Annotated in this window: 19 protein-coding genes and 2 pseudogenes; 9 read left to right on the top strand and 12 right to left on the bottom strand. The window is 41.8% G+C overall.

Going from position 1 to position 24,864, the window contains the following annotated elements; translation table 11 throughout:
• Positions 1-250: 250 nt before the first annotated feature.
• From C1A07_RS15890 to gdhA, 3 genes and pseudogenes are all read right to left on the bottom strand, one after another.
• A complete protein-coding gene (locus tag C1A07_RS15890; RefSeq protein WP_101877967.1) occupies positions 251-1,978 on the bottom strand; it encodes an ammonium transporter in 1,728 nt (575 codons plus the stop codon).
• 33 nt (positions 1,979-2,011) lie between these two features.
• Positions 2,012-4,108, bottom strand: a complete 2,097-nt coding sequence (locus C1A07_RS15885) for a glutamine synthetase III family protein (protein WP_101877966.1) — start codon at positions 4,106-4,108, stop codon at positions 2,012-2,014.
• Between the two features lie 96 nt (positions 4,109-4,204).
• Positions 4,205-5,551: pseudogene (gdhA, locus tag C1A07_RS15880) on the bottom strand (NADP-specific glutamate dehydrogenase).
• Positions 5,552-5,870: 319 nt separating this feature from the next.
• Here gdhA and C1A07_RS15875 point away from each other — a divergent pair.
• The 7 genes from C1A07_RS15875 to C1A07_RS15845 are packed head-to-tail and all read left to right on the top strand — an operon-like array spanning position 5,871 to position 12,710.
• Positions 5,871-6,962: a class II glutamine amidotransferase gene (locus C1A07_RS15875; protein ID WP_101877965.1), complete on the top strand. Its 1,092-nt coding sequence runs from the start codon at positions 5,871-5,873 to the stop codon at positions 6,960-6,962.
• A complete protein-coding gene (locus tag C1A07_RS15870; RefSeq protein WP_101877964.1) occupies positions 6,962-8,467 on the top strand; it encodes a glutamate synthase-related protein in 1,506 nt (501 codons plus the stop codon). The genes C1A07_RS15875 and C1A07_RS15870 overlap by 1 nt, the downstream gene beginning before the upstream one ends.
• Positions 8,454-8,912, top strand: a complete 459-nt coding sequence (locus C1A07_RS16820; protein ID WP_334293512.1) for a 4Fe-4S dicluster domain-containing protein — start codon at positions 8,454-8,456, stop codon at positions 8,910-8,912. Before C1A07_RS15870 ends, C1A07_RS16820 begins: the two co-directional genes overlap by 14 nt.
• On the top strand, positions 8,909-10,138 hold the full coding sequence (locus C1A07_RS15860) for an NAD(P)/FAD-dependent oxidoreductase (protein WP_101877962.1): 1,230 nt from the start codon (positions 8,909-8,911) through the stop codon (positions 10,136-10,138). The genes C1A07_RS16820 and C1A07_RS15860 overlap by 4 nt, the downstream gene beginning before the upstream one ends.
• 2 nt (positions 10,139-10,140) lie before the next feature.
• Complete coding sequence (locus C1A07_RS15855) at positions 10,141-10,863, top strand: GltB/FmdC/FwdC-like GXGXG domain-containing protein (RefSeq protein ID WP_101877961.1); 723 nt, start codon at positions 10,141-10,143, stop codon at positions 10,861-10,863.
• 19 nt (positions 10,864-10,882) lie between these two features.
• On the top strand, positions 10,883-12,094 hold the full coding sequence (locus tag C1A07_RS15850) for a glutamine synthetase family protein (protein ID WP_101877960.1): 1,212 nt from the start codon (positions 10,883-10,885) through the stop codon (positions 12,092-12,094).
• 31 nt (positions 12,095-12,125) lie between these two features.
• The gene (locus C1A07_RS15845; protein WP_101877959.1) at positions 12,126-12,710 is read left to right on the top strand and encodes an ANTAR domain-containing response regulator; all 585 of its coding nucleotides are present in this window, start codon (positions 12,126-12,128) and stop codon (positions 12,708-12,710) included.
• 64 nt (positions 12,711-12,774) lie between these two features.
• Here C1A07_RS15845 and trpB read toward each other — a convergent pair whose 3' ends face one another.
• From trpB to C1A07_RS15800, 7 genes and pseudogenes are all read right to left on the bottom strand, one after another.
• Positions 12,775-13,980 (bottom strand): tryptophan synthase subunit beta, encoded by a 1,206-nt coding sequence (gene trpB / locus C1A07_RS15840; RefSeq protein WP_101878180.1) that lies wholly within the window; start codon positions 13,978-13,980, stop codon positions 12,775-12,777.
• 563 nt (positions 13,981-14,543) lie between these two features.
• A complete protein-coding gene (locus C1A07_RS15830; protein ID WP_101877957.1) occupies positions 14,544-15,185 on the bottom strand; it encodes a hypothetical protein in 642 nt (213 codons plus the stop codon).
• Between the two features lie 55 nt (positions 15,186-15,240).
• Positions 15,241-15,531, bottom strand: coding sequence for a transposase (locus C1A07_RS15825; protein ID WP_145996068.1), 291 nt, complete (start codon positions 15,529-15,531; stop codon positions 15,241-15,243).
• A 291-nt stretch (positions 15,532-15,822) separates the two neighbouring features.
• Positions 15,823-18,201: a VirB4-like conjugal transfer ATPase, CD1110 family gene (locus C1A07_RS15820; protein WP_101877955.1), complete on the bottom strand. Its 2,379-nt coding sequence runs from the start codon at positions 18,199-18,201 to the stop codon at positions 15,823-15,825.
• Positions 18,202-18,302: 101 nt separating this feature from the next.
• Positions 18,303-18,773: a PrgI family protein gene (locus C1A07_RS15815; protein ID WP_101878179.1), complete on the bottom strand. Its 471-nt coding sequence runs from the start codon at positions 18,771-18,773 to the stop codon at positions 18,303-18,305.
• 11 nt (positions 18,774-18,784) lie between these two features.
• Positions 18,785-19,876: a DUF4313 domain-containing protein gene (locus tag C1A07_RS16920; RefSeq protein ID WP_242972340.1), complete on the bottom strand. Its 1,092-nt coding sequence runs from the start codon at positions 19,874-19,876 to the stop codon at positions 18,785-18,787.
• Between the two features lie 11 nt (positions 19,877-19,887).
• A pseudogene (locus C1A07_RS15800) lies at positions 19,888-20,466 on the bottom strand (hypothetical protein); the annotation flags it as partial.
• A gap of 344 nt (positions 20,467-20,810) precedes the next feature.
• Between C1A07_RS15800 and C1A07_RS15795 the strand changes: the two are divergent.
• Both C1A07_RS15795 and C1A07_RS15790 read left to right on the top strand, forming a co-directional pair.
• On the top strand, positions 20,811-21,011 hold the full coding sequence (locus tag C1A07_RS15795; RefSeq protein WP_101877954.1) for a helix-turn-helix transcriptional regulator: 201 nt from the start codon (positions 20,811-20,813) through the stop codon (positions 21,009-21,011).
• A gap of 2 nt (positions 21,012-21,013) precedes the next feature.
• On the top strand, positions 21,014-21,502 hold the full coding sequence (locus C1A07_RS15790; RefSeq protein WP_101877953.1) for a hypothetical protein: 489 nt from the start codon (positions 21,014-21,016) through the stop codon (positions 21,500-21,502).
• A 36-nt stretch (positions 21,503-21,538) separates the two neighbouring features.
• On the opposite strand, the gene C1A07_RS15785 is transcribed toward C1A07_RS15790, so the two are convergent.
• Entirely contained in the window at positions 21,539-22,534 is a 996-nt protein-coding gene (locus C1A07_RS15785; protein WP_101877952.1) for a CPBP family intramembrane glutamic endopeptidase, read from the bottom strand.
• Between the two features lie 80 nt (positions 22,535-22,614).
• Complete coding sequence (locus tag C1A07_RS15780) at positions 22,615-24,717, bottom strand: elongation factor G (protein WP_101877951.1); 2,103 nt, start codon at positions 24,715-24,717, stop codon at positions 22,615-22,617.
• Positions 24,718-24,864 lie beyond the last annotated feature (147 nt).

Below are 24,864 nucleotides of genomic sequence, written 5' to 3'. Positions count from 1 at the left end.
TTCAGCATCCTACAGGGCAAGTGCTGTTCTCGCGGTGCCACCTGTATTTGTTCTTCATTCATAAGCTTCTAACAAAGCCCTGCCGTATAACGCGCGACGGACGGCGCACCTACTAAGTTTCCTTTTCAGATTGCAGCTCGAATAGTGTTATTCACACAGGCTCTGCTACATGGCTCCCACCATCCCATGCTCGCTGTAAGTGAATCCCTGTGATACTTCTCTTTTCTCAAACGCTTTTCTCACATAATATTTATTCTACATCCTGAAGGGCCGCATAGCCTTCTTCACCGGTTCTAACCTTTACAACATTTTCCACATCATATACGAAAATCTTTCCGTCTCCGATATGACCCGTATAAAGAACCTTCTTAACTGTCTCAATTACATCTCGTACAGGAACTTTACTAACCACCATGTCTACCTGTACCTTAGGCAAAAGATTGGTTTCTACGGCAACACCTCTATAATATTCCGGTTTACCCTTCTGCTGACCATATCCCATTACATGCGATACTGTCATGCCGGTAATGCCAAGTTTACTCATAGCCTCCTTCAATGCATACAATTTTTCCTCTTTGAATACAATTTCAATTTTCGTAAACTTAACTGTACCATCCTCAAAGGAAGGCATCTTCTTAACAGGTATTGCCTCTGCTACCGGAATATCTCCTGTTACTGCTACAATAGGTTCCTCAGGTAAAAACTCTGCATACTTTTCAACTGAAGGAACAAAATCTGCATATGCACTTGGCAAACCATGCTCCATACGGTCAAGTCCCGCAATTTCCTCTTCTGCAGATGCTCGAAGTCCATGAACCTTATCAATGATTTTGAATGCAACAGTCATTACAATAATGGCATATGCTACTACTGCTACTACACCAAGTGCCTGAATTCCGAGCTGTTTTGCTGACCCTGTATAAAACAATCCATCAAGTCCTGCGGGTGCATCCGGGTTGGCTAATAAACCAACTGCTAAAGTACCCCAGATACCATTTGCCATATGTACACCAACTGCGCCGACAGGATCATCAATATGAAGTTTTAAGTCAAGAGCTTCAACAACAACTACTACCAGTATACCGGATACAATACCAACGACAGTTGCTCCTATAGCATCCAGCGCTACACATCCAGCAGTAATACCCACCAAACCTGCTAAGGATGCATTTAAGCACATAGACACATCCGGCTTTCCATTTTTTACCCATGTATAAATCATAGTTGTGCAGGTAGCTACTGCAGGTGCAATCGTAGTAGTCAGGAAAATAGAGGCTAGTTCCGATGCCGAGGTCGCTGCTGCACCGTTAAAACCATACCAGCCAAGCCAAAGAATAAATACGCCTAATGCACCTAACGGAATAGAATGTCCGGGAATGGCATTTACCTTTATAACTTTTCCATTTTCATCCTTCACATACTTTCCAATACGTGGTCCAAGTATAATTGCACCTACCAAAGCCGCAATACCGCCAACCATGTGAATTGCACAGGAGCCGGCATAATCATGAAAACCTAACTGTGATAACCAGCCACCACCCCAAATCCAGTGTGCTTCGATTGGATATACAAAAAGCGAAATGATGGCAGAATAAATGCAGTATGCGGAAAACTTAGTACGTTCCGCCATTGCGCCTGATACAATCGTTGCTGTTGTGGCGCAAAATACTAAGTTAAATACAAATGTAGATGCGCCGGTAAAACTGCCATCTGCTGGGCTGGCAATAAATTCCTTAAAATTAGTAAAAAGGTCTAAATTAGGCTTACCAATAAGTCCAAAAAACATGTCTTCGCCCATCATCAACGTATATCCAAGCAAAGAAAATACAACTGTACCAATACAAAAATCCATTAGATTCTTCATAATGATATTTCCTGCATTTTTAGCCCTGGTAAATCCTGTCTCAACCATCGCAAAGCCTGCCTGCATCCAAAATACAAGTGCTGCACCAATTAGAAACCAAAACTCTACTGTCATAATATCAACCTCTTTTCTTCCTTGGGAATCTGCTTATTTCACACCAAATAATAAATCTGCATAGGTTGGGAACGGCCAGTACTTCTGCGCAGTCATGTTTTCTGCCTCATCCGCTACAGCACGAAGCTCTGCCATCTTAACAAGAATCGTATCTCTGATTGCATAGGACTCTTCTTCCACTGTTGCAGCATCTTTTAGTGTGAAAACTGCCTTTTCTAACTCATCTGTCTTAACTGCAATTTGATCTGCAAGTAAGGACAATTTTGCCACCGCATTTTTCTCATAAGCACATGCAATCTCAGAAGAAACCTCCTTTTTTGCCTTTGCGGTCTGCGCAACTGCAAATGCATACTCCTCTACTGCCGGCAAAGTCTGCTTTCTTGCCATATCTACCATGGTATTTGCCTCAATGGTAACCGTCTTGCAGTAGTTCTCCAGCATAATCTCACATCTGGACTTCAATTCTGCCTCTGAGAAAATCTTGTGAGCCGTAAGCATTTTTACATTCTTCTCATCCAGCAAGTGAGGCATACAATCAGGTGTGGTTCTATAGTTTAACAGACCTCTCTCTTCCGTAGCCTCCTTAATCCATGACTCATCATAACCATTACCATTGAAAAGAATATGCCTGTGGTCCTTGATTGTCTTTCGAATCATTTCATGCAGAGCTGTTTCAAAGTCTTCTGCTCCTTCCAAGCGGTCTGCATAAATCTTTAAGCTCTCTGCCACTGCCGCATTCAGCATGATATTCGCACAGGAAATACTATTGGAAGATCCAAGCATTCTGAATTCAAATTTATTTCCGGTAAATGCAAATGGTGATGTGCGGTTACGGTCTGTGGTATCTCTTGCAAATTTCGGAAGGACATCCACGCCAAGCTTCATGGTTTTCGTTTTAGTACCCTTATAAGGCTCGTTCTTCTCAATTGCTTCCAAGATAGCAGATAATTCATCTCCAAGGAAAATGGATACTACAGCAGGAGGTGCCTCATTCGCACCAAGTCTGTGGTCATTTCCTGCGGTTGCAACGGACAGACGAATTAAATCCTGATAATCATCCACCGCCTTAATAACTGCACAAAGGAATAATAAAAACTGTGCATTTTCATAAGGTGTCTCACCGGGAGAAAGCAAATTCACTCCCTTATCTGTTGCCATAGACCAGTTGTTATGCTTGCCACTTCCGTTAACTCCTGCAAAAGGCTTTTCATGAAGCAAACATACCAAACCATGCTTCAGGGCAACCTTCTGCATAATTTCCATAGTCAACTGATTATGGTCTGCTGCAATATTTGTAGTTGTATAAATCGGTGCCAATTCATGCTGCGCAGGAGCCACTTCATTGTGCTCTGTCTTTGCCAGGATGCCTAACTTCCAAAGTTCCTCATTCAACTCCTCCATATATGCAGCAACTCTCGGCTTAATCACACCAAAATAGTGATCATCCAATTCCTGTCCTTTCGGTGGCTTTGCACCAAACAGGGTACGTCCGGTAAACATCAAATCCTTACGCTTCTCATACATCTCTCTGGTCACCAGAAAATATTCCTGCTCCGGACCTACCGAAGTACGCACACACTTTACATCATCATTTCCGAACAGGTGCAAAATACGAAGTGCCTGTGTATTTAATGCCTCCATAGAGCGAAGAAGCGGTGTTTTCTTATCCAAAGCCTCTCCACCGTAAGAACAAAACGCTGTAGGAATACAAAGTGTCTTGCCCTTAATAAAAGCATAAGAGGTAGGATCCCATGCAGTGTATCCTCTTGCCTCGAAGGTTGCTCTAAGTCCTCCGGAAGGGAAAGATGATGCATCCGGTTCTCCCTTAATCAACTCCTTTCCGGAAAACTCCATAAGTACTCTTCCATCCGGCGAAGGGGTTATAAAACTGTCATGCTTTTCGGCAGTGATACCGGTCAGCGGCTGAAACCAATGTGTATAATGAGTTGCTCCATTGGAAACTGCCCAATCCTTCATAGCTTCAGCTACGGCATTTGCTACAGACAAATCAAGTCTGGCACCTTCATCAATAGTTTTCCTCAAAGATTGATATACCTCTGAGGATAAATTGGCTTTCATTACTCTGTCATCAAAAACCAAACATCCAAAATAATCAGCAACATTCTTCATAATAATCCTCCTTGTTTTCTATCTTGAAATAGAGAAAGGCATCCTTAATGCTTATATACATCAAAGACGCCTTTGCCCTTATCTCACATATTTATTTTACACCACACCCTGTGCGGTCATAGCCTCTACCACCTTCTCGAATCCGGCGATGTTAGCACCTACAACATAGTTGCCTTCTGCACCATAGCGTTTTGCAGCATCAGCCATATTGTGACAGATATTTACCATGATGTCCTTCAGCTTAGAATCTACCTCTTCAAATGACCAGCTAAGTCTCTCGCTATTCTGAGACATTTCCAGTGCAGAGGTTGCAACACCACCTGCGTTTGCAGCCTTACCCGGTGCAAAAATCACACCATTTTTCTGCAAATATTCTGTTGCTTCCATAGTAGTAGGCATGTTTGCACCTTCACAAACTGCAATACATCCATTAGCAACCAATGTCTTTGCATCCTCCAGACTTAACTCGTTCTGAGTTGCACAAGGAAGTGCGATATCTACCTTTACAGACCACTGATTCGTTCCCTCTGAAGCCTTGTCATGATACTGTGCGGAAGTTCTTGCAGCAGCATATTCGGTAAGTCTTGCACGCTTAACCTCCTTCACTTCCTGAAGAAGAGCCACATCAATACCTTCGGGATCATAAATCCAGCCGGTAGAATCACTTACTGTAACTACCTTTGCACCTAACTGCTGTGCCTTCTGTGTGGCATAGATTGCAACATTACCGGAACCGGATACTGCCACCGTCTTACCTGCAAGAGAAATACCATTGAGCTTCAACAGCTCCTCTGTCAGATATAAAAGTCCGTAACCGGTAGCTTCTGTTCTTGCCAAGGAACCACCATAGCTTAAGCCTTTACCGGTAAGAACGCCCTCATGTACGCCTCTGATTCTCTTATACTGTCCAAACATATAACCGATTTCTCTTGCTCCGGTTCCAATATCACCGGCAGGAACATCTGTATCTGCTCCTATGTACTTGCAAAGCTCTGTCATAAAGCTCTGGCAAAAAGCCATTACCTCTCTGTCAGACCTGCCCTTAGGGTCAAAATCGGAACCACCCTTACCACCACCAATAGGCAATCCGGTAAGTGAATTCTTGAAAATCTGTTCAAATCCTAAGAATTTAATAATACCTAAGTTTACGGAAGGATGTAATCTCAGACCTCCCTTCTAAGGTCCAATCGCACTGCTAAATTGTACACGATATCCTGTGTTGACCTGTACCTGTCCCTTATCGTCTACCCATGGAACTCTGAATTTAATCTGCCTTTCCGGATTAACCAGTCTCTCAAGCAACGCATCCTTTCTGAACTTTTCTTCATTTGCCTCCACTACAACACGTAAAGATTCTAAAACCTCCTTTACTGCCTGATGGAATTCCGGTTCTGCAGGATTTTGCTTTACCACCTGCTCAATCACTTCATCAACATAAGACATCTGATTGTCCTCCTTCGCTTAAATATTGTATTTGATATCAATTTGGATAACAAAAAAAGGCAAAGAAGTCTTCAAGGTTATAATCCTTAAAGACGCCATTGCCTTTACGAGTGTGATATTACACCCTGCCAATTTAGTTGTCAACAGTTTTTTTCAAAAATAATTTTTGATTTTTTATCTCAATTGGTAATTGACAATTCTCTCATCTGGGTTTATATTAGTCGCAAATGGGCAAAGGTGTTCATTTGAATATTGAGAAATTTCTCTTGTTCAAATGAGCACCTTTGCTTTTTTATTTTATCGAAAGGAACTCACGCTTATGAAAAAAGAAGGTCAAATCAGAATCCCATCCGGATGTGCCATCGCTGGCGTCATTTCTAAAGAAGGAAAACGTATGACAGGCGAAATAATTATTGAAAGTATGAAGCCTATGCATGATCGCTCCAACGGTCTTGGTGGTGGCTTTGCTGCATATGGCATTTATCCGGAATACAAAGAACAGTATGCTCTACATATTTTTTATAATGACCACAATTGCCGAACAGAATGCGAACGCTTCCTAAAGGATAGTTTTGAAATTGTCAAGGCTGAAAATATACCCACCAGGAAAATACCTGCCATTACAGATGAGCCTTTAATCTGGCGGTATTTTGTATCGCCGCTTTCTTCTGTCCTTGCTTCCATGCAATTGGATGAAAAGGAATATGTGGTTCGTATTGTAACCAGAATCAACACCCAAATGCAGGGTTGCTATGTATTCTCCTCCGGCAAAAACATGGGCGCATTTAAAGCGGTTGGTTTCCCTGAAGATGTAGGACACTTCTATCGTCTGGAGGAATATGAAGCATACAGCTGGACTGCACATGGCAGGTACCCTACTAATACCCCCGGCTGGTGGGGTGGTGCACATCCCTTTGCACTGCTCGATTACTCCATTGTACATAATGGTGAGATTTCATCCTACGATGCAAACCGTCGTTTTATTGAAATGTTTGGTTACAAATGTACCCTTCAGACTGATACAGAGGTAATTACCTATATTGCAGATTACCTGCTTCGCAGGCAAAAGCTCACTTTAGAGGACGCTGCATCTGTAATTGCTGCTCCTTTTTGGAACACAATAAAGCAAAGAGAGGCAACGGAACAAGAGAAACTAACCTATTTAAGAAGCGTCTTCTCCAGTCTATTAATTACCGGACCATTTTCCATTATTTTAGGCTTTGGAGGTGGTCTTATGGCACTTAATGACAGACTGAAGCTCCGTTCTATGGTAGTTGCTGAGAAAGATGATAAAGTCTTTATCGCCAGCGAGGAAGCTGCTATCCGTACTATGGAGCCGGATGCGGAGAATATATATGCTCCTGCCGGTGGAGAACCGGTTATCGTAAAAGTTAAGGAGGGCAAATACTAATGAATGATATCTATGTTTATCCTGAATTTGAAGTTGTGAGAGATCACAATCGTTGTATTGGCTGCCGTGTATGTGAACGCCAATGTGCCAATGAAGTACATAGCTTCGATGAAGAAGGTAATGTCATGTTATGCGATGCTTCTAAATGTGTTAACTGCCAGCGTTGTGTATCCCTATGTCCTACAAAAGCGTTAAAGATTGTAAAAAGTGACTGCACGCTTCGTGAAAATGCAAACTGGTCTAACGATACCATTAAAGAAATATATAAGCAGGCAAACAGTGGCGGTGTCTTACTTTCATCCATGGGAAATCCCAAGCCACTTCCGGTATATTGGGACAAAATATTAATCAATGCTTCCCAGGTAACCAATCCTCCCATTGACCCTCTGCGCGAGCCTATGGAAACCCGTGTTTTTCTGGGAAAAAAACCGACTTCCATTGAGCGTGATGAAAATGGCAGGATTGTGAATAACCTCAGTCCTCAGCTTGAACTCTCTATGCCCGTTATGTTCTCCGCTATGAGCTACGGCTCCATCAGCTATAATGCTCACAAGAGCCTCGCAATTGCGGCAAGTGAACTGGGTATTTATTATAACACCGGTGAGGGTGGTTTACACGAAAACTTCTATGTATATGGTCCCAATACCATAGTCCAGGTTGCTTCCGGACGTTTCGGAGTCCATGAGGATTATCTGAAAACCGGTGCTGCAGTTGAAATAAAAATGGGCCAGGGTGCTAAGCCGGGCATTGGCGGACATCTTCCGGGCACCAAAATTGTTGGGGACGTTTCCCGCACCAGAATGATTCCCGAAGGCTCCGACGCAATCTCTCCTGCTCCTCATCATGATATTTATTCTATCGAGGACTTAAGACAGTTGGTTTATTCCTTAAAGGAGGCCACACAATACAAAAAGCCAATCATTGTAAAGGTTGCTGCTGTACATAATATTGCGGCTATTGCCAGCGGTATTGCACGAAGCGGCGCTGACATCATTGCAATAGACGGTTTCCGCGGTGGCACAGGAGCTGCACCAACCAGAAGCCGTGATAATGTGGGCATTCCTATTGAGCTTGCTCTTGCAGCCTGTGACCAGAGACTCCGCGAGGAAGGTATTCGAAATAATGTATCCCTCGTGGTAGGCGGTAGCATTCGAAGTGCTTCCGACGTTGTAAAAGCAATCGCTCTGGGTGCAGATGCTTGTTATATTGCAACTGCTGCTCTTTTGGCAATGGGTTGCCATTTATGTCGTACCTGTCAAACCGGAAAATGCAACTGGGGAATTGCTACCCAACAGCCGGACCTTGTAAAACGTCTGAATCCCGAAATAGGAAGCATGCGTCTTATCAACCTTATGACAGCATGGAAGCACGAAATCAAAGAGCTGATGGGCGGTATGGGTATCAACTCCATTGAAGCGTTACGTGGTAATCGCTTAATGCTTCGAGGTATCAATCTTACAGAAAAGGAACTTGAGATTCTTGGAATCTCACATGCAGGTGAATGATATGAAAAGAGTATATGTAAATGAACAATGGTGTCTGGGATGCCATCTATGTGAATACAACTGTGCCTTTGCCAATTCCGGTCATAAGGATATGGTAAAAGCCTTGAAAGACAATACAATATATCCTCGAATCAGGGTCGAAAACGATGAAAGGATTACTTTTGCGGTATCCTGTCGGCACTGCACAGAGCCAATATGCATCAAAAGCTGCATTTCCGGTGCATTATCTAAATCTTCAGACGGAACTGTGGTTATTGATAAAACAAAGTGCATTGGTTGCTATACCTGCATTTTAGTTTGTCCCTATGGTGCTATTTCTCACAATGAAGAGGGCACCGTACAAAAATGTGAACTATGCATGGAAAACAGTTGTGGTGAACCTGCCTGCGTCAAAGGGTGTCCTAACCGTGCAATTGTATATGAGGAAAGAGGTGAGCGAGAATGAAGCAATATGTAATAATCGGTGGCGGCATTGCTGCTGTAGGATGTATAGAAGGTATTCGAACCATTGATAAAGAAAGCAAAATATTCATGATTACCAATGAAAACCGTCCGGTATATTGCAGACCTCTAATCTCCTACTACCTACAAGGGAAAACCGACTTTGAAAAAATGAAATACCGTCCTGACACTTTTTATACTGAAAACAATTGTGAACTTGTCTATGGAACAGTTACAGCCATCAACTCTGCAAAACATTTTGTTCTATTAGATAATGGCAGACAAATTCCTTATGATTCTCTTTGCGTCGCTACCGGATCATCCCCTTTTATTCCCCCTTTTGCCGGTCTTGACACAGTAGCAAACAAATATACCTTTATGACTGAAAACGACACCCTACAGCTCGAACAGGCAATAGACGAGCACTCACAGATTTTAATTGTCGGAGCCGGTCTCATCGGTCTCAAGTGTGCCGAAGGACTGTGCAAGCGCGTAAAGAGCATTACTGTTTGCGACTTAGCCACCAGAGTACTTTCTAGTATTCTAGATGATTCTTGTGCTTCAATGATGCAAAAGAAATTGGAAGAACACGGTATCTCTTTCATGCTAGGTGACAGTGCTGAACGTTTTGATACGAATACAGCTTTTATGAAGAGCGGTAAAGAAGTACACTTTGATGTTTTAGTTTTAGCTGTTGGTGTTCGTCCAAATATATCGCTTGTTAAGGATTGTAATGGCGAAACAGATAGAGGTATTCTCATTGATAATTCAATGCATACATCTCTTCCAGATATTTTTGCAGCCGGTGACTGTACCCAGGGATGTGATGCTACCACCGGAGAAAAACGTATCATTGCAATTCTTCCCAACGCATATATGCAGGGACATTGTGCCGGACTCAACATGGCAGGAAACACAAATACCTTTGACAATGCAATTCCTATGAATGCCATTGGCTTCTTTGGTCTTCATGCCCTTACTGCCGGAAAATATACCGGTGAAATGTACGAAGAAAAAAGCGAAAACTCCATCAAGAGATTATTCGTAGAAGACAATCTACTTGTTGGCTTTATGCTGATTGGAAATGTGGATAGAGCCGGTATTTACACTTCTCTCATAAGAGAAAAGACTCCATTGAATACCCTAAATTTTGATATTTTAAAGAAGTCTCCTTCCCTTATTCCATTTTCTTCTAAATATCGTGGAAAAAAACTGGGAGGTACAGTATAATTATGATGATATTAGATGCAAAACAAATGGATTACCAATTACTTAATACAAAAATCAGAGAATCCGAAGAAAATGTTTCCATCAAAAACTGTCTTGGACAACGTTTTATTGCTGCAGGACTAAGGGACAAAGAGATAAACATTACCGGAACTCCCGGCAATGCTCTCGGTGCATACTTAAACGGTGCAAATATTACTGTTTTCGGAAATGCCCAGGATGCTGTCGGTGATACTATGAATGAAGGAAACATCATTATCCATGGTAATATCGGTGATGCTGCAGGCTATGCAATGCGTGGAGGACATATCTACGTTAAGGGAAATGCAGGATACCGCGCCGGTATTCACATGAAGGAATACAAGGAAAAACGTCCTGTTATGATTATCGGCGGAGTTTGTGGAAGTTTCCTTGGTGAATATCAGGCAGGCGGCATTATTATTGCTTTGGGCATTGACAGCGATGGAAAGGAAATTGTCAGCAACTTCCCTTGTACCGGTATGCATGGCGGAAAAATGTTTCTTCGCTCTAATTGTAAAAACATACATTTTCCTGACAATGTATCTGTTAGAACCGCTACAAATGAGGATCTTTCAGAAATTAGGGAATATATATCTTCTTTTTGTACTGCATTTGAATATGACGCAGATACCATAATGGATGCTTGTTTTACTATAATCACTCCGGATTCCAAGAATCCGTACAAGCAAATGTATGTTGCAAACTAATAAAGAAAGCAGGTGCACTATGAATTACACAAAACAGGAAGTTATGCAGTTCGTCGAAGAGGAAGATGTGAAGTTTATCCGCTTGGCATTTTGCGACATATATGGAAAGCAAAAAAACATCTCCATTATGCCTACAGAATTAAATCGTGCCTTTGAACACGGCATTGCAATAGATGCATGGTCTATTGCAGGATTTGATACCAGTATTCATTCTGACCTATTTTTACATCCGGATCCTTCCACTCTCGTCATTTTACCTTGGCGACCTGAGCATGGACGCGTTGTTCGTATGCTTTGTGAAATCACCTGGCCCGATGGAAGTCCTTTTGAATGTGATACCAGACAACTGTTGAAAAAAGCCATCGCTGATGCCGCGGAAAAAGGCTATCACTTCCAATTCGGTTCAGAAATGGAATTCTATCTTTTTAATCGTGATGAATTTGGGAATCCTACCCAAACACCGTATGACCAAGCTAGTTATATGGATATTGCACCGGAGGACAAAGGTGAAAATATCCGTCGTGAAATTTGCCTGACTCTGGAGCAGATGGGCATTTATCCGGAAAGCTCACACCATGAGGAAGGTCCCGGTCAAAATGAAATAGATTTCCGCAATTCCAATCCATTGTCCGCTGCGGATGATGCTCTTACCTTTTCTGCGGTTGTTAAGACAATTGCAAACAGAAACGGAATCTATGCGGACTTTTCACCAAAGCCTTTGGACAAACTTCCCGGCAATGGTATGCACATAAATTTCTCCATCAAGGAAATTTACAAGGATCCTCTCATGTCCTGTGCGATTGCCGGAGTGCTAAAGCACATTTCAGATATGACAGTATTTTTGAATCCTTTAGAGGCTTCCTATAAGCGTTTGGGAACCAATAAAGCTCCCGGATACATTTCATGGTCAGCTGAAAACCGTTCCCAGTTGGTTCGAATCCCTGCTGCGGTCAGTCCTTATATACGTGCGGAGCTTCGTTCTCCTGATCCAATGCTGAATCCGTATATCGCTTATGCCTTGATTATATACGCCTGCCTGGATGGTATTGAAAACAAATTAGAGCTTCCGCCTGCCGCGGATATTAATTTATATACCGCCTCCGAAGAAGTTTTGGCGAATTTCAGGCACCTTCCTACCTCTTTGGAAGCTGCAAAAGAAACAGCAAAAAACAGTACGTTCATCAAAAATATTTTATGTGACCCACTGATTAAAGCATATTGTAATGACTAAAATATACTGATGAACGAAAGGAGGGATGCGTATGCCTTTTAAAGAACATATCTACAGTGTGCTACTCGTTTCAGCCTCTGAAAGTTTAAACAGTTCTTTACTGGCGTTACTACCAACAAAGGACTATTCTCCTGTTGATATAGTAAAAAGCATAAGTCTTGCTCAGCAAAAAATTAGCGAAAGAGCTTATGACCTCGTTATCATAAATACCCCTCTTCCGGATGATTTCGGAAGAAAATTTGCTATAGATGTCTGTAGTAATAAAAGCACAGTTGTTGTTATATTAGTAAAGGGCGATATCTACGATGAAACCTATTCCAAGGTATTAGAGCATGGTGTCCTCACTTTACGCAAACCTACCTCTGCTGCCGCTATCAATCTTTCCTTGGACTGGATGCGCTCCATCAGAGAAAGATTGCGCAAGCTCGAAAAGAAAACCTTATCTTTAGAGGATAAAATGGCAGAAATTCGTATTGTCAATCGCGCAAAATGGGCATTGATTGAAGCCTGCAATATGACGGAAGCCGATGCACACCGTTACATTGAAAAACAAGCCATGGACAGATGCGTAACCAGACGCGAGATTGCAGAAGGGATTTTGCAGACATATAAATAATTTAAAAGAACCTGCCTGTTGAATGCTACAACCGGCAGGTTCTCTCTATTTCTGTAAAAGTTCTCTATCGAATTCCGTATTTTTCAATAATATAATCCATGTCCTTATCTCCTCTTCCGGATAAGTTTACCAAAATCGAACCTTTTTCCATTTGTTTCGCCAGCTTCATGGCATATGCCACTGCATGAGAGCTTTCAATTGCGGGAATGATACCTTCCATACGGGAAAGTGCGAAAAATGCGTCTATGGTTTCTTCGTCCGTTGCTGTTTCATATTGAATTCTTCCAATATCATGCAAAAATGCATGTTCCGGTCCGCAAGAGGGATAATCAAGACCACTTGCAACCGAATAAACAGGTGCCGGTTCCCCTTTCTCGTCCTTTAACATAATGCTGTTAAAGCCATGCATAATTCCTTCCGTTCCATAGGTTATGCTGGCTGCATGTTCCCCAAGACTTGTTCCTTTACCAAGAGGTTCCACACCATAAATATTTACCGGATCGTTTAGAAATCCTGAGAAAATACCCATCGCATTGGAACCGCCTCCAACGCAGGCAACCACTGCATCCGGAAGCTCACCTGTCATATCGTGAAACTGCTCTCTTGCCTCAATTCCCACCACACTCTGGAAATCACGCACCATCATGGGAAAAGGATGGGGACCTACCACCGAACCAATACAATAAATTGCATCCTTATATTCTTTGCAATATGCCATAAAAGCTGCATCTACCGCTTCCTTAAGAGTCGCAAGACCATCTGTTACTTCAATTACATTTGCACCAAGAATCTTCATACGAGCCACATTTGGTGCCTGCTTTTTTATATCCACAGCTCCCATATAAATATCGCATTCTAACCCAAAGTACGCTGCTGCTGTTGCAAGGGCAACTCCGTGCTGACCGGCACCTGTCTCTGCAATCACTTTTTTCTTTCCCATGTATTTTGCAAGCAGACCTTCTCCCATACAGTGATTCAGTTTATGCGCTCCCGTGTGGTTCAAATCCTCTCGTTTTACATAGATCTGCACACCATTCCCAATGCTATCAGACAAACGCTCTAAATGAGAAATTGGTGTCGGACGTCCTTGAAACTCCTTTCGGATGCGACGCAACTCACTGATAAACTTACTGGATTTACATATTGTGTTATATGCTTCAGTAATTTCATCCATTGCGGCCTGCAATTCCGGTGGAATATAAGAGCCACCATACCTGCCGAAGAATCCGTCCTTTGTAGGATAATTTTTAAAATAGGTATCAAAGTCAATATTGTTATAAATCATAATTCGTTCCTCCATTCAGTTCATGCTGAGTCTGTATTATTAAGTCCTTCCATTTCCTTTTTTCTCTGTTCCTTTCGACGCCAACGGCGCCACCATCGCTTCGTAAGAACCATACAAGCACCTCCTACACCTCATTCTTTGAATTATATTTACTGTCAAAGAAATAAAAAACGCCCCTGACAGAAATATACATTTCCATCAAGGACGAATAGAAACACAAATAAAAGTGTCGCATTATCCGCGGTGCCACCTTGAATTCACTGCAATCGTAAGAGCACTGTGCTCTTAGCAGGATACCAACATATCCCCGGCAAGTTACGTCTGCCTACAACGTCGCAGAATACTAGGTGAATAATTTGCGTAAGCACAAACATCACTTTTGACTGCGCCCTCAGCGGTCCATTTGACAACTTGTTTCTTACCCGACTCTCAGCAACACGGGTTCTCTGTATAGGCATCATTGCCGTTATCTCCGCCTCAACGGTTTGAATTATTAAATTTGTTCTTTATTATACTCTTAAGATAGCATTTGTCAACTGTTTTCTGCCCTACGACCTTAAAACTACTTTTGCAGTTACTTTTGCACCTTCCTTTGCAACAGTTTTCGCGGTCTCTTTCGCAGTTTCCTTAGCCGCTTTTTTCGCTGTATATTTAGCTGTGTTCTTTGCAGTTTTCCTACCGATTTTCTTCCCTGACTGCACCTTTTTAATCTTCTTCGCCTGAGCTTTGGCTGCCTGTGAACGGTATAACCTTCTGCCTGCATCTGTGGCACTTTCAACTGGAGCTGATAATGTCTTTGCCACCATATAGGATTCATACACTTCGTTGCCACCGTCCATCTGGTCTAAGACTGTCATTGCTCCCACAGAGGCTACGGTGCTGGCTGTACTGTTTTTCTTACCGACAGCCTTTTTGCTATCCTGCTTTGATTTCTGCATACGGGCATACACACCGTTTTCCTTTTGCATGGAATTTCTGATTTCTTCCTTTGCATCAGGCTTACCCTTCATAGCTGTCTTTTTACTGTCTGCCTTATGATCCCTGTCAGCACCAGCTATCTTAGGACCTTTTTCCACCACAAGGACATTTCTGCCCTTTATTTTTGCCTCCGGCTTCTGTTTTACGTGCAGCTTTGTCTTCTCTTTGGTATGAATGACCATAGGCTTGTCATCCACCTTTTTAATATTCAACTTCTCTCACCTGCCTCCTAAAAAAGAGCAAAAAAATAGCACCTAAACCATTGGCTTAGATGCTGTCATTGCTACCTTCATTTTGTTTTTCTTCTCTGTTAATTTCCTTTTCCAAACGCTTCAAAAGTTTGTTTTTTCTCCTATGGTAATAGTCATAAAGCTCTCCTGCTGGAATCCATATCTGTGCTTCTTCCACCTTGTCAAAAACATAAGACATAATCTCTGCTTCCTCTTTCTTACCCGGTATCTTACCGGATTCTAAGTAGCTCTTACGATATGCTTCATAAAACCATTCTGCAATCTTTGTTTTCTGTCTTTCCTTTAATGCCGAAAACTTCTTATCCATCTGGAGCAGTCTGCCATCAACCATTTGGTGATTCTTCCCTGACATACTACAACTTGTCTCTTTCTATCAGATTTTCAATTTCTTCCGCAAACTGACACTCTTTCAAATCAATACTCTTATCAAGTTTCGCAATGTGTGAATATTTATCGTCTGTATAATGCTTTGATATTACAGCAAATACCTTATAGGTAGGACATTTTAATCATATGCTGATACGCCGGATTTTATACGGTTTATACGCATATCAGGCACAAGGTTCTATTTTTTATCTCCTACAATATTACCTCAAAATTATTCATTGTCAACGACATTTTTGCTTTTTTCTAAGGCAATTTTTTCATGCAGGTTCGTGTTGTACAGATTATATAAATCCGTTCCCTTTTCAATGGTATTGTCAAAAGGATTTACCACATTGCCACACTTCATAAGTCCCATACCACTCTGGGTATTGGTTACAAAGCGTAACTGTGCCTCTGATACGCCGATAACCTCTGCCATTTTGGAGCTGTCTGTGTTTGCCTGCTTTAAGAGAGCTAAAAACTCAGAATTGGCAAGCATGGTTGTCGCTGTATAGTTCTGCAAAAGATCGACGACATTCTGAGTGATTCCTGTGCATAATCCCCCTTGCTTACGCACTTTTTTCCAGAGCTGCTGCAAATATTTTGCAGAGTATTCCGAATTAAGAAGCACATGGAACTCGTCAATATAGAGCCATGTTGCGACACCTCTCTTACCGTTTGCAATGATACGGTTCTGAATACTCTCCATCATTACAAGCATTGTGATAGGACTAAGCTCCGTACCCAAGTCACGGATACCATAGACCGTAAAACGGTTATCCACATCCACATTCGTCTGATGATTGAAGATGTTAAGGGAACCATTGACAAAAAGCTCTAAGGAAAGTGCAATGTCTTTTGCTTCCTCCTCCGGCTGGTTCATCAAAATATCATAGAAGTCTGACATCACAGGTACATATTTCTCCCTGCTTCGTGCAATCTCAATATACAGCTTTCTGATACAACGGTCAATGATAGACTTCTGACGGGAATTAAGACTCTCACCCATACATTGCTCACAAAGACCGAGCATAAACTCACCCTTTTCACGAATCATGCCTTTACTGTCGTTTAAGTCAAGACTCCAGACATCCATATCAAGAGGGTTCACATAGTTGTCCATATAGGTTGACATATTTACTACTGTTCCGCCATAGGTATGGGCAATGTCAAAATATTCATTCATTGGATCGATAATGATGATTTCATCATCTGTACCAAGAAAGACATTTCCCATTTCCATTTTACAGAAGAAGGATTTTCCACTACCCGGAACACCAAATACAAACCCGTTACCGTTAATCAGCTTCTTACGATTGCCGATGTTGATATTCTTCGATACCTGATTGATACCGTAATAACAGCCGGTTCCGTCATTAAGTTCCTGCACATTAAAAGGCATCAAAACAGCAAGGCTCTGTGTCAGCATAGTACGCATGGTTTCCACCTGTCTTACGCCGATAGGGAGTGCTGTGTTTAATGCCTCTCTCTGTTTGAGGTAATGCTCCTCAATGGTTACGGAATTTCTCTTACCGATTGTTTCCACAGTCTCTGTCATACTCTCTAATTCTTCTTTGGAATCTGCCATAAGAATAATCGTTACCGCCACATAGTAAAGGCACTGGTCATTCTCACGCACATCGTCCATGATCTCCTCGATTTCCTTTTTCTCAATCCTCTTGTTATAGGAGATTTCCGAAGAAAAATCGTTGTTCTTGTTTCTTACCCTCTGCTGCTTGATAATATCCGACTCAATACCAAGATATTTCTTCTGAAGAATTTTGGTTGTCATATCCTTTGGAATCGGCACTACATCAATACTTGTAATGGAGTGTACCGGAAGGGAAGTAATCTCATTTAAGAATCGGTCAGACAAGCTGGACGGATATTTCTTAATAAACAATGCCCTGCAATATTTGTTATCATCCTTAAAATAGTCAGGATAAAACTGCATCATCTTATTGCACAAATCATTACGGAAGTCTGCCCCAACCTTTCGTGCTTCCTTTATATCAAAGTCAAAGCTACCCTCCTCTCCTAAATGGTAGAAGTCATGAAGTACCTTGATACGCTCATTGCCGGAAAGTGACACAATCTCTGCTCCCAGCTCATTAAATTCCTTATGGAGCGTTGCCTCAATGGTTGCAAACTGTGCCTTTGCCTCCTCAAAGTTCTTTCGCTCAATGGTAATGGTTAAATAACGCTCCTGCTCAATGCCCTGTCTGCCCTCATGGATTTTCTTTTCCATAATCTTGTTATAGATTCTTCGGAAAACATTAAAGGCATCTTTTTTCTCCTGCAAAAAGACATATTCCCTTACCTTTTGCATATCCTTATTTTTGTTGTTAATGGTAATCTTAAAGCAGACATCAAGAGAGTTTAAGAACTTACAGTATCTCTCAAAAATATCAATCTGCTCTACTTCATTGGTGGTTATATAATTTATATCCTGAAAACGATAGCACTTCGAGAAACGGTTTCTTGCCACTTCAAAGATACCGTTTTCAGCCACCTTCATAATCTCAATCGTTTCCTGTATGGATTTAGGTGCTTTATACAAAGGTTCACTTGCTTTTTTCAGCTCCTTAAATCCGTCTGTAAATAAACCCAAATTTGACCTCACTTTCCGCAGCCGGACAATCCCGGCCGCTTAAACCAGAATTGCCCAACCGTGAAAGATTGGTATATTCTTATTTCCTGCTACTTTGTTACCTACTGTCTTGCCTTGTAAATAACCACACCGATTAACATATTCTTCGTTTTCTTCTTCATAGCCTCAAACTCCTCCTGATTTCCTTTTGTTTTCGTGGCTTCCTTCCCCTTTTTCTTTTTATTCGTTTTGCTCTTTAGCATTTCTGCCTGCTGGCACTCTTTTATGACTGTTTCCCCCTCTGTGGAAACATAAGTCAGCGGGTGGTTTGCAAACATCATACGAATCTTTCTTCCCATAACCTCATAAAAGCTCATACCGTTAAAAGAATAGAACCCTCCAAGTGCAATCGGTGTTACCACCGGAATTGCCACATACACACTCGGTGTCAATCCAATATAAGGGTACAAAAGAAGGACAATGCCACCGCCTGCAACTACCGAAGCTATGGAAAAAATAAGCTGCTTTGCTGTAAGTCCCATAACAACAGACTCCTTGTAACGGTCAATGTCCTTGTTAATCTCAATTACCAAATTTCTCATTCCTATCTGCTTTTTTCTTTTTCCTGCTCTTTGCCTGTGACACCGATGCTATGCTCATAGGCTGCCATCTGTTCCGGACACAGTTCACGAAGCTTATCCACATTGAACAGATAAAGAGGATATTCACAATATCCGCTTCTGCCTGTAAGTCCCGTAAACTCACCTAAATCATTGTCACGAATGAAATTCTCTACATTGGAAAGGTTATTTGTATCCAAATATCCACAATAATTCGGTGCTGGAGCATCTATATTGACAGTTACATCCCCAAAGGGTTCGGGATACCCATCCTCATTGGTAATTAAACCGATAAAGATACATCCATTCGGATAAATCTGAATATCAAGTTCGACCTCATTTTCTCCTGTATATTCCGAATGGTATATCAGACAATTCTTCTGCTCCGTATCTTTTTCCATTTCTTCTTTGCGCATCTGCTCTTTACTCTCCTTTGCTTTATAAGTTGAACCCATGCCCTTCATCAGTTCTGCAAACTGGCAGATATGATAAAGCTGACTGCCTACTTCCGTGTGGTACTCATCAATATATCTGCAAGTACGCTCCTCTGTTTTGCCCTGTGAATCCGTAATGATAATCTTTTCCCCATCTGCAATACGGAAAAGCTCATTGTAATGCTCATCAATGAAACGGATACCCTTTTCGGCATTGTGAAGGTGCTGATCCAGCCACTTCGTCACATAGCAGTAACAGTAAAAGTTATAATCTCCCAATGTAGGATTGCATCGTATCAGAAATGAATGATTACCCGAATCTGCACGAAATCCATATTCCGTGCAGTAGTTCCCCTCAAAGGAACTTTCCGGATACTTCCCTGCAAATTTCCACATACCGGAACAATTCTGCAAAAGTCCGTATTCGTCAGAACGAAGGGCATTGCTAACATCATCAAGTTCTTTCTTAAACTCCGCCGTCTTATACTCTTTTCTATGGTCATTCCATGACGTAAAAAAGCCATTTCCTGATCTGTCAAAATCGCCTCTCAAATGACCGATACACCCGGTCTGTCCAAGTAATTGCATACTCTGCGTATAGGTGTATTGTCTTTCTGCTTCTGTTAATGGTCTGATTTCCATTCTGCTACCTCCTACAATCCAAGTGCCTTACTTGTCAATGACTGAGCCCCTTTGACACTTCCCACAGTAAGTGCAATCGTAAATGTCATTTCACACAGATAAATGAGTGTCTGTGCCCAATCCGCATAGTTGCCTGTAAAGGACGGTAAGCCTGCATTGATAAAGGCGTTACACACCACAATCGCCAGATCCATTGTGACCGCTTCAAAGCATACGGATAAGAAATATTTACAATAGGTTACAACTGTATGGCTCACGGTTCTGTTTCCGCCCATTGTTGAAAATGCAATAGCTCCCATCGGAACGATAACAAGGAGCTTTAAGAATCTAAAGTACACATTGTAAATCATAAAGAAACCACAGATAATGATGATTACGGATAAGAGAGCTGCCAAAATCAGCATGATCAGACTCTCTCCAAATCCGAGATTCTTAATAATATCTGCCTGTGTACTGTTAATGGTTAGTGTGGTGGTTGTTCCTGCTGTAAGGGCATTTACAAGGTTTCCTATGGTTGTAAAAAATGCCTTCATAATCGTGACACAGTTTGCCACAAACCACTCCGCAAGTGCCAGTCTTAGCAACATTCGTATGTATCATATAACCTTTCCCTCATTGCGGTCCTACCATATAAACGCTTTTGTAGCCCTTTTAACTGTGAAAAATGTGTAAAAGAGCACTCACATATTGCTATTTTATCATGCATTTTTCTAATATGCAAGGTTTCTCCTGGTTAATACTTATAATATTCGCACTTTATTATGTTTTTTATTGTTTTTTTCAAAAATATCTGACAAATATGATTTTATCCCTTTGCCCCTATTTATTTTATAAGAACATTTTAATATCAATATAAAATTAGCTTGACATTTAATGTAAAGGAAACTATACTTTATATGTAAAGTAAACGTTACATTAAGAAGCTGAGGTTCCTATGAAAAATCGGATTCAAGAATTAAGAAAAGCCGGAAGAATCCGGCAGGAAGATTTGGCGGAGGCAGTAGGCGTTACAAGACAGACCATTATATCCTTAGAAAACGGAAAGTATAATGCCTCTCTAATGCTGGCTCATAAAATTGCCAAATATTTTCACACTACCATTGAAGAAATATTTTTATTTGAAGAGGAGGACTGACTATGTGGTTAAATCATCTGTTTACCGACGCCCCTATTGATTTTAAAAAACGCTGCAAAACTAGAATATGGGTGGGAAGCTTTGTGATTGTGCTTGGCCTTATTGCAATACTGATAACTATATTTGCCGGAGGAAGGCTGCCTGTTATGTATTTGGAGCCAGGGGCCAGACAGTTTCTGTCCAGCTTTTATTCCTCTACCGGCTTTGCGCTTATAGGAGTGGGAATCATTTTAATTTGGAAAAATATTCGTTTCTTACAATCTCCTGGTTTAAGAAAAAAACAGGAAACAGCAGAAACAGACGAACGCAACCGTCTTTTAGGTCTGAGATGCTGGGCATACAGCGGATATACTATGTTTTTACTCCTTTACCTAGGCGTTTTAGCCTCCGGCTTTATCAGCCTTCTTGTGCTGAAGGTATTGTGCGTAATCGCCGCTGTTTACGGACTGCTGCTTTTGATTTTCCGCCTCCTTTTACAAAGAGCCATGTAGACTAAAGATTCCAATGTGCACAGATTCAGTTACTGTTTAAATCACAAATTGAACTGTGCACATGGCAAGGAATAATACCATCCCAATATTTAAAAATACAGCCAGATATTTTTCTCCCCAGGAGATTTTTTCCATAGCAGGGTACAAGTGAATTCTTTTTCTGATGCAAATAGCTAAAATTACACCTGCCACAGCCAGCACAATAAGGGCTAAGCCATATAGCATAAGCATAGTGAGAGGCAGCCAATTTGCAGCCAGATATTCCATCATCATTTCCGGGTTATCTTCTGTAATTTGCAGAAGACTTTGGTAATCCATTGCCTTTATCAGGTTTCCTGCAATCATAGAACTCATAAAATTAATTATCATATGAAGCCCTATGGTGTATTTTATTTTTCCGGTTCTGATGTAAATATAGGCGAAAATCATTCCCAGACCGCAGGCGTAGAAAAACTGATAAAAGTTTCCATGTATCAGGCCAAACATAACCCCTGACACTAATATAGCCGTCCAATCCCCATACTGGATAATTCTGTCTATTAACAGCTTTCTGAACATCAGTTCCTCCATAATAGGGGCCGCCACTACAGTAAAAGCTCCTAAGGTCAGCAGATTAGATTCTGAAATCAGCTGAAACACCAGATTTTCTTCTGTCTCCCCCGCCGCCTGGCCTAATATATTCATCAGCCGGCTGCCCACAAAGTTTCCAGCCTCCATTACAGAAATGGAAATAATCATACAGACAATTAATTGGCCAGGGCCCCAAACCTCCGCCTGATTATTTTTTCTGTACTCATCCATTCTTCCCGGCACTCTTTTCACCAAAATCCAGTACAGGGGAAATCCTGCGCCGTACATACACGCCATGGAGATAGCCACCTTTATATCCTGGCCTAAAGACAGATTTTTTCCTCCTGCCAAAAAAATGGCCAGCACAACAATAAACTGGACTCCCATTGCCGCCGCTAAAAATATAAAGTACGCCCCGCCTATTCTGGAAAATATTTTTCTCGCTTTTTTTCTGTCATCCATACATGTGCTCTCCTCAAGGCTTAAAAACGCAGGCCGCCGCCCGGTAAAACACCTGGACGGCAGCCTGCCTTAATTTTATTTTATGCTTCCATCTTGTCTACTTTAGCTGCTCTGGCTTCTACTTCTTTTTTCTGTACATCGCCGGGAGCCTGCTCGTAACGGCTGAATTCATATTCATATACGCCGATTCCGCCTGTCATGGAACGCAGGTCTGTATTGTAGCCAAATAACTCGGACATTGGCACGTCGGCCTCAATAGTCTGTTTGCCGTGATGATTGGAATTCATTCCCAGAACACGTCCTCTTCTTCTGTTTAAATCCCCCATAACATCTCCCGTAAACTTATCTGGAACAGTTACCTTTACAGAGGCGATAGGCTCTAAAAGTACTGGATTTGCTTCCATAAATCCTTTTTTGAAAGCCATGGTGGCAGCCATTTTAAAAGCCATTTCAGAGGAATCTACAGGATGATATGAGCCGTCTACTAATGTAGCCTTTAAGCCAACCACCGGATATGCAGCCAGCGGGCCCTTTAATACGCATTCCTGGATTCCCTTTTCCACTGCAGGGAAGTAGTTCTTAGGTACAGCTCCTCCAAATACTCTTTCCTCAAAAACATATGGGGTTTCCAGATCGCCGGAAGGCTCAAATTCCATTTTAACGTCTCCGTACTGTCCATGACCGCCGGACTGTTTTTTGTATTTGCCCTGAACCTCCACTTTCTTTCTCAATGTTTCCCTGAAAGCAAATTTAGGCTTGCTCAGCTCAATCTCTACTTTATAACGTCCCAGCAGCTTGCTTACAACAACCTCCAGCTGCTGATCGCCGATTCCATAGAGAAGAAGCTGTCTGTTTTCTTTATCGTTTACTGCTCTTAAAGTCAAATCCTCTTCCATCAGCTTAGCCAAAGCGCTGGAAACCTTATCGTCGTCTCCCTTATTTACAGTTTTATATCTCATGTAGGTATAAGGTGTGGAAATCTCCGGCTTATGGTACATAATAGGAGCTGTGCGGACTGCAATAGTATCTCCTGTCTGAGTCACAGTCAGCTTTGCAACTGCTCCAATGTCTCCTGCTTTCAGCTCAGGAACCTCAATAACGTCCTTTCCTCTTAACAGGTAAAGCTTTGCAACCTTCTCCTCCGCGTCCTTATTTACATTGTAAATTGTAGTGTCAGGCTTTAATGTACCTGTACAAATCTTCATAAGAGAATACTTTCCAATAAACGGATCTACTACTGTCTTAAATACTCTGGCAGAAAGAGATACGTCGTCGTTATATTTTGCAGTAAAGCGCTCTCCTGTGGAAACGTCCACGCCTACGCACTCATATTTATCTGGCGACGGGAAGTACTTGTCAATAGCCTGAAGAAGAACCCTAAAGCCCTGGCAGTTGATGCCGGAACCCATCATAACAGGCACAATAGTGCCGTCTATAACGTGGGTGCGCAGTGCATTGGAAATTTCCTCCTGGGTAAACTCTTCCCCTGAGAAATATCTTTCCATATATTCCTCGCTTGTCTCAGCCACAGCCTCGATTAAGGCGTCTCTTGCGATGCTTAAATGCTTTTCTACATAATCCGGAATCGGGCACTCTTCATAATCGCTTAAATTTGTAAAACGGCGTCCTGCCATTTTTACTACGTTGACAAAACCTACAAACTTTTCATTTTCACGAATAGGCAGCTGGAATGGAGCGATCTTTCTGCCGAACTGCTTTTCCAGCTTCAGCACCAGCTCCCGGTAGCTGGCATGGTCGTCGTCCATATTAGTAACAAAAATGATTCTGGGCAGTCTGTACTTGTCGCACAGCTCCCAGGCCTTCTCTGTTCCAACTTCAATACCTGCCTTACAGTTTACTACAATAATAGCTGCGTCAGCTACGCTGATCGCCTCCTCTACCTCTCCCACAAAATCAAAATAGCCGGGAGTATCTAAAAGGTTAATCTTAATCATTTCTTCCTCTCCCTGGAACTCCAGAGGGATCAGGGATGTAGAAATGGAAAACTGTCTTTTAATTTCTTCTTTATCATAGTCACTGATGGTATTTCCATCTGTTGTTTTTCCCATACGCTTTGTAACTCCTGTCAACAGCGCCATAGCTTCTGCCACAGTTGTCTTGCCGGCACCCCCGTGCCCTAATAAAACTACGTTGCGGATCTGCTTTGTACCATATGCATTCATAAAATATACCCTCCTGTACGTTCTTTTAGCCTATGATGATATTTTACTAAAAATGTCGGAAATTTACAAGTAAAACATGCAATTTATACAAAATTTTTTCGCTTTTCCATTTTTCTGCTCTGTATATTCCCTGTATATTCTTTGATT

The organism is Lachnoclostridium edouardi, assembly GCF_900240245.1.
GTDB classification, from domain to species: domain Bacteria; phylum Bacillota; class Clostridia; order Lachnospirales; family Lachnospiraceae; genus Lachnoclostridium_A; species Lachnoclostridium_A edouardi.
This window is presented reverse-complemented; position numbering and strand designations above follow the sequence as displayed.

What these genes read in the sequence shown, in the direction of transcription:
- C1A07_RS15890 (WP_101877967.1), bottom strand. Translation starts at nt 1,978, where the DNA reads ATGACAGTAGAGTTTTGGTTTCTAATTGGTGCAGCACTTGTATTTTGG.
- C1A07_RS15885 (WP_101877966.1), bottom strand. Translation starts at nt 4,108, where the DNA reads ATGAAGAATGTTGCTGATTATTTTGGATGTTTGGTTTTTGATGACAGA.
- C1A07_RS15875 (WP_101877965.1), top strand. Translation starts at nt 5,871, where the DNA reads ATGAAAAAAGAAGGTCAAATCAGAATCCCATCCGGATGTGCCATCGCT.
- C1A07_RS15870 (WP_101877964.1), top strand. Translation starts at nt 6,962, where the DNA reads ATGAATGATATCTATGTTTATCCTGAATTTGAAGTTGTGAGAGATCAC.
- C1A07_RS16820 (WP_334293512.1), top strand. Translation starts at nt 8,454, where the DNA reads ATGCAGGTGAATGATATGAAAAGAGTATATGTAAATGAACAATGGTGT.
- C1A07_RS15860 (WP_101877962.1), top strand. Translation starts at nt 8,909, where the DNA reads ATGAAGCAATATGTAATAATCGGTGGCGGCATTGCTGCTGTAGGATGT.
- C1A07_RS15855 (WP_101877961.1), top strand. Translation starts at nt 10,141, where the DNA reads ATGATGATATTAGATGCAAAACAAATGGATTACCAATTACTTAATACA.
- C1A07_RS15850 (WP_101877960.1), top strand. Translation starts at nt 10,883, where the DNA reads ATGAATTACACAAAACAGGAAGTTATGCAGTTCGTCGAAGAGGAAGAT.
- C1A07_RS15845 (WP_101877959.1), top strand. Translation starts at nt 12,126, where the DNA reads ATGCCTTTTAAAGAACATATCTACAGTGTGCTACTCGTTTCAGCCTCT.
- C1A07_RS15825 (WP_145996068.1), bottom strand. Translation starts at nt 15,531, where the DNA reads ATGGATAAGAAGTTTTCGGCATTAAAGGAAAGACAGAAAACAAAGATT.
- C1A07_RS16920 (WP_242972340.1), bottom strand. Translation starts at nt 19,876, where the DNA reads ATGGAAATCAGACCATTAACAGAAGCAGAAAGACAATACACCTATACG.
- C1A07_RS15795 (WP_101877954.1), top strand. Translation starts at nt 20,811, where the DNA reads ATGAAAAATCGGATTCAAGAATTAAGAAAAGCCGGAAGAATCCGGCAG.
- C1A07_RS15790 (WP_101877953.1), top strand. Translation starts at nt 21,014, where the DNA reads ATGTGGTTAAATCATCTGTTTACCGACGCCCCTATTGATTTTAAAAAA.
- C1A07_RS15785 (WP_101877952.1), bottom strand. Translation starts at nt 22,534, where the DNA reads ATGGATGACAGAAAAAAAGCGAGAAAAATATTTTCCAGAATAGGCGGG.
- C1A07_RS15780 (WP_101877951.1), bottom strand. Translation starts at nt 24,717, where the DNA reads ATGAATGCATATGGTACAAAGCAGATCCGCAACGTAGTTTTATTAGGG.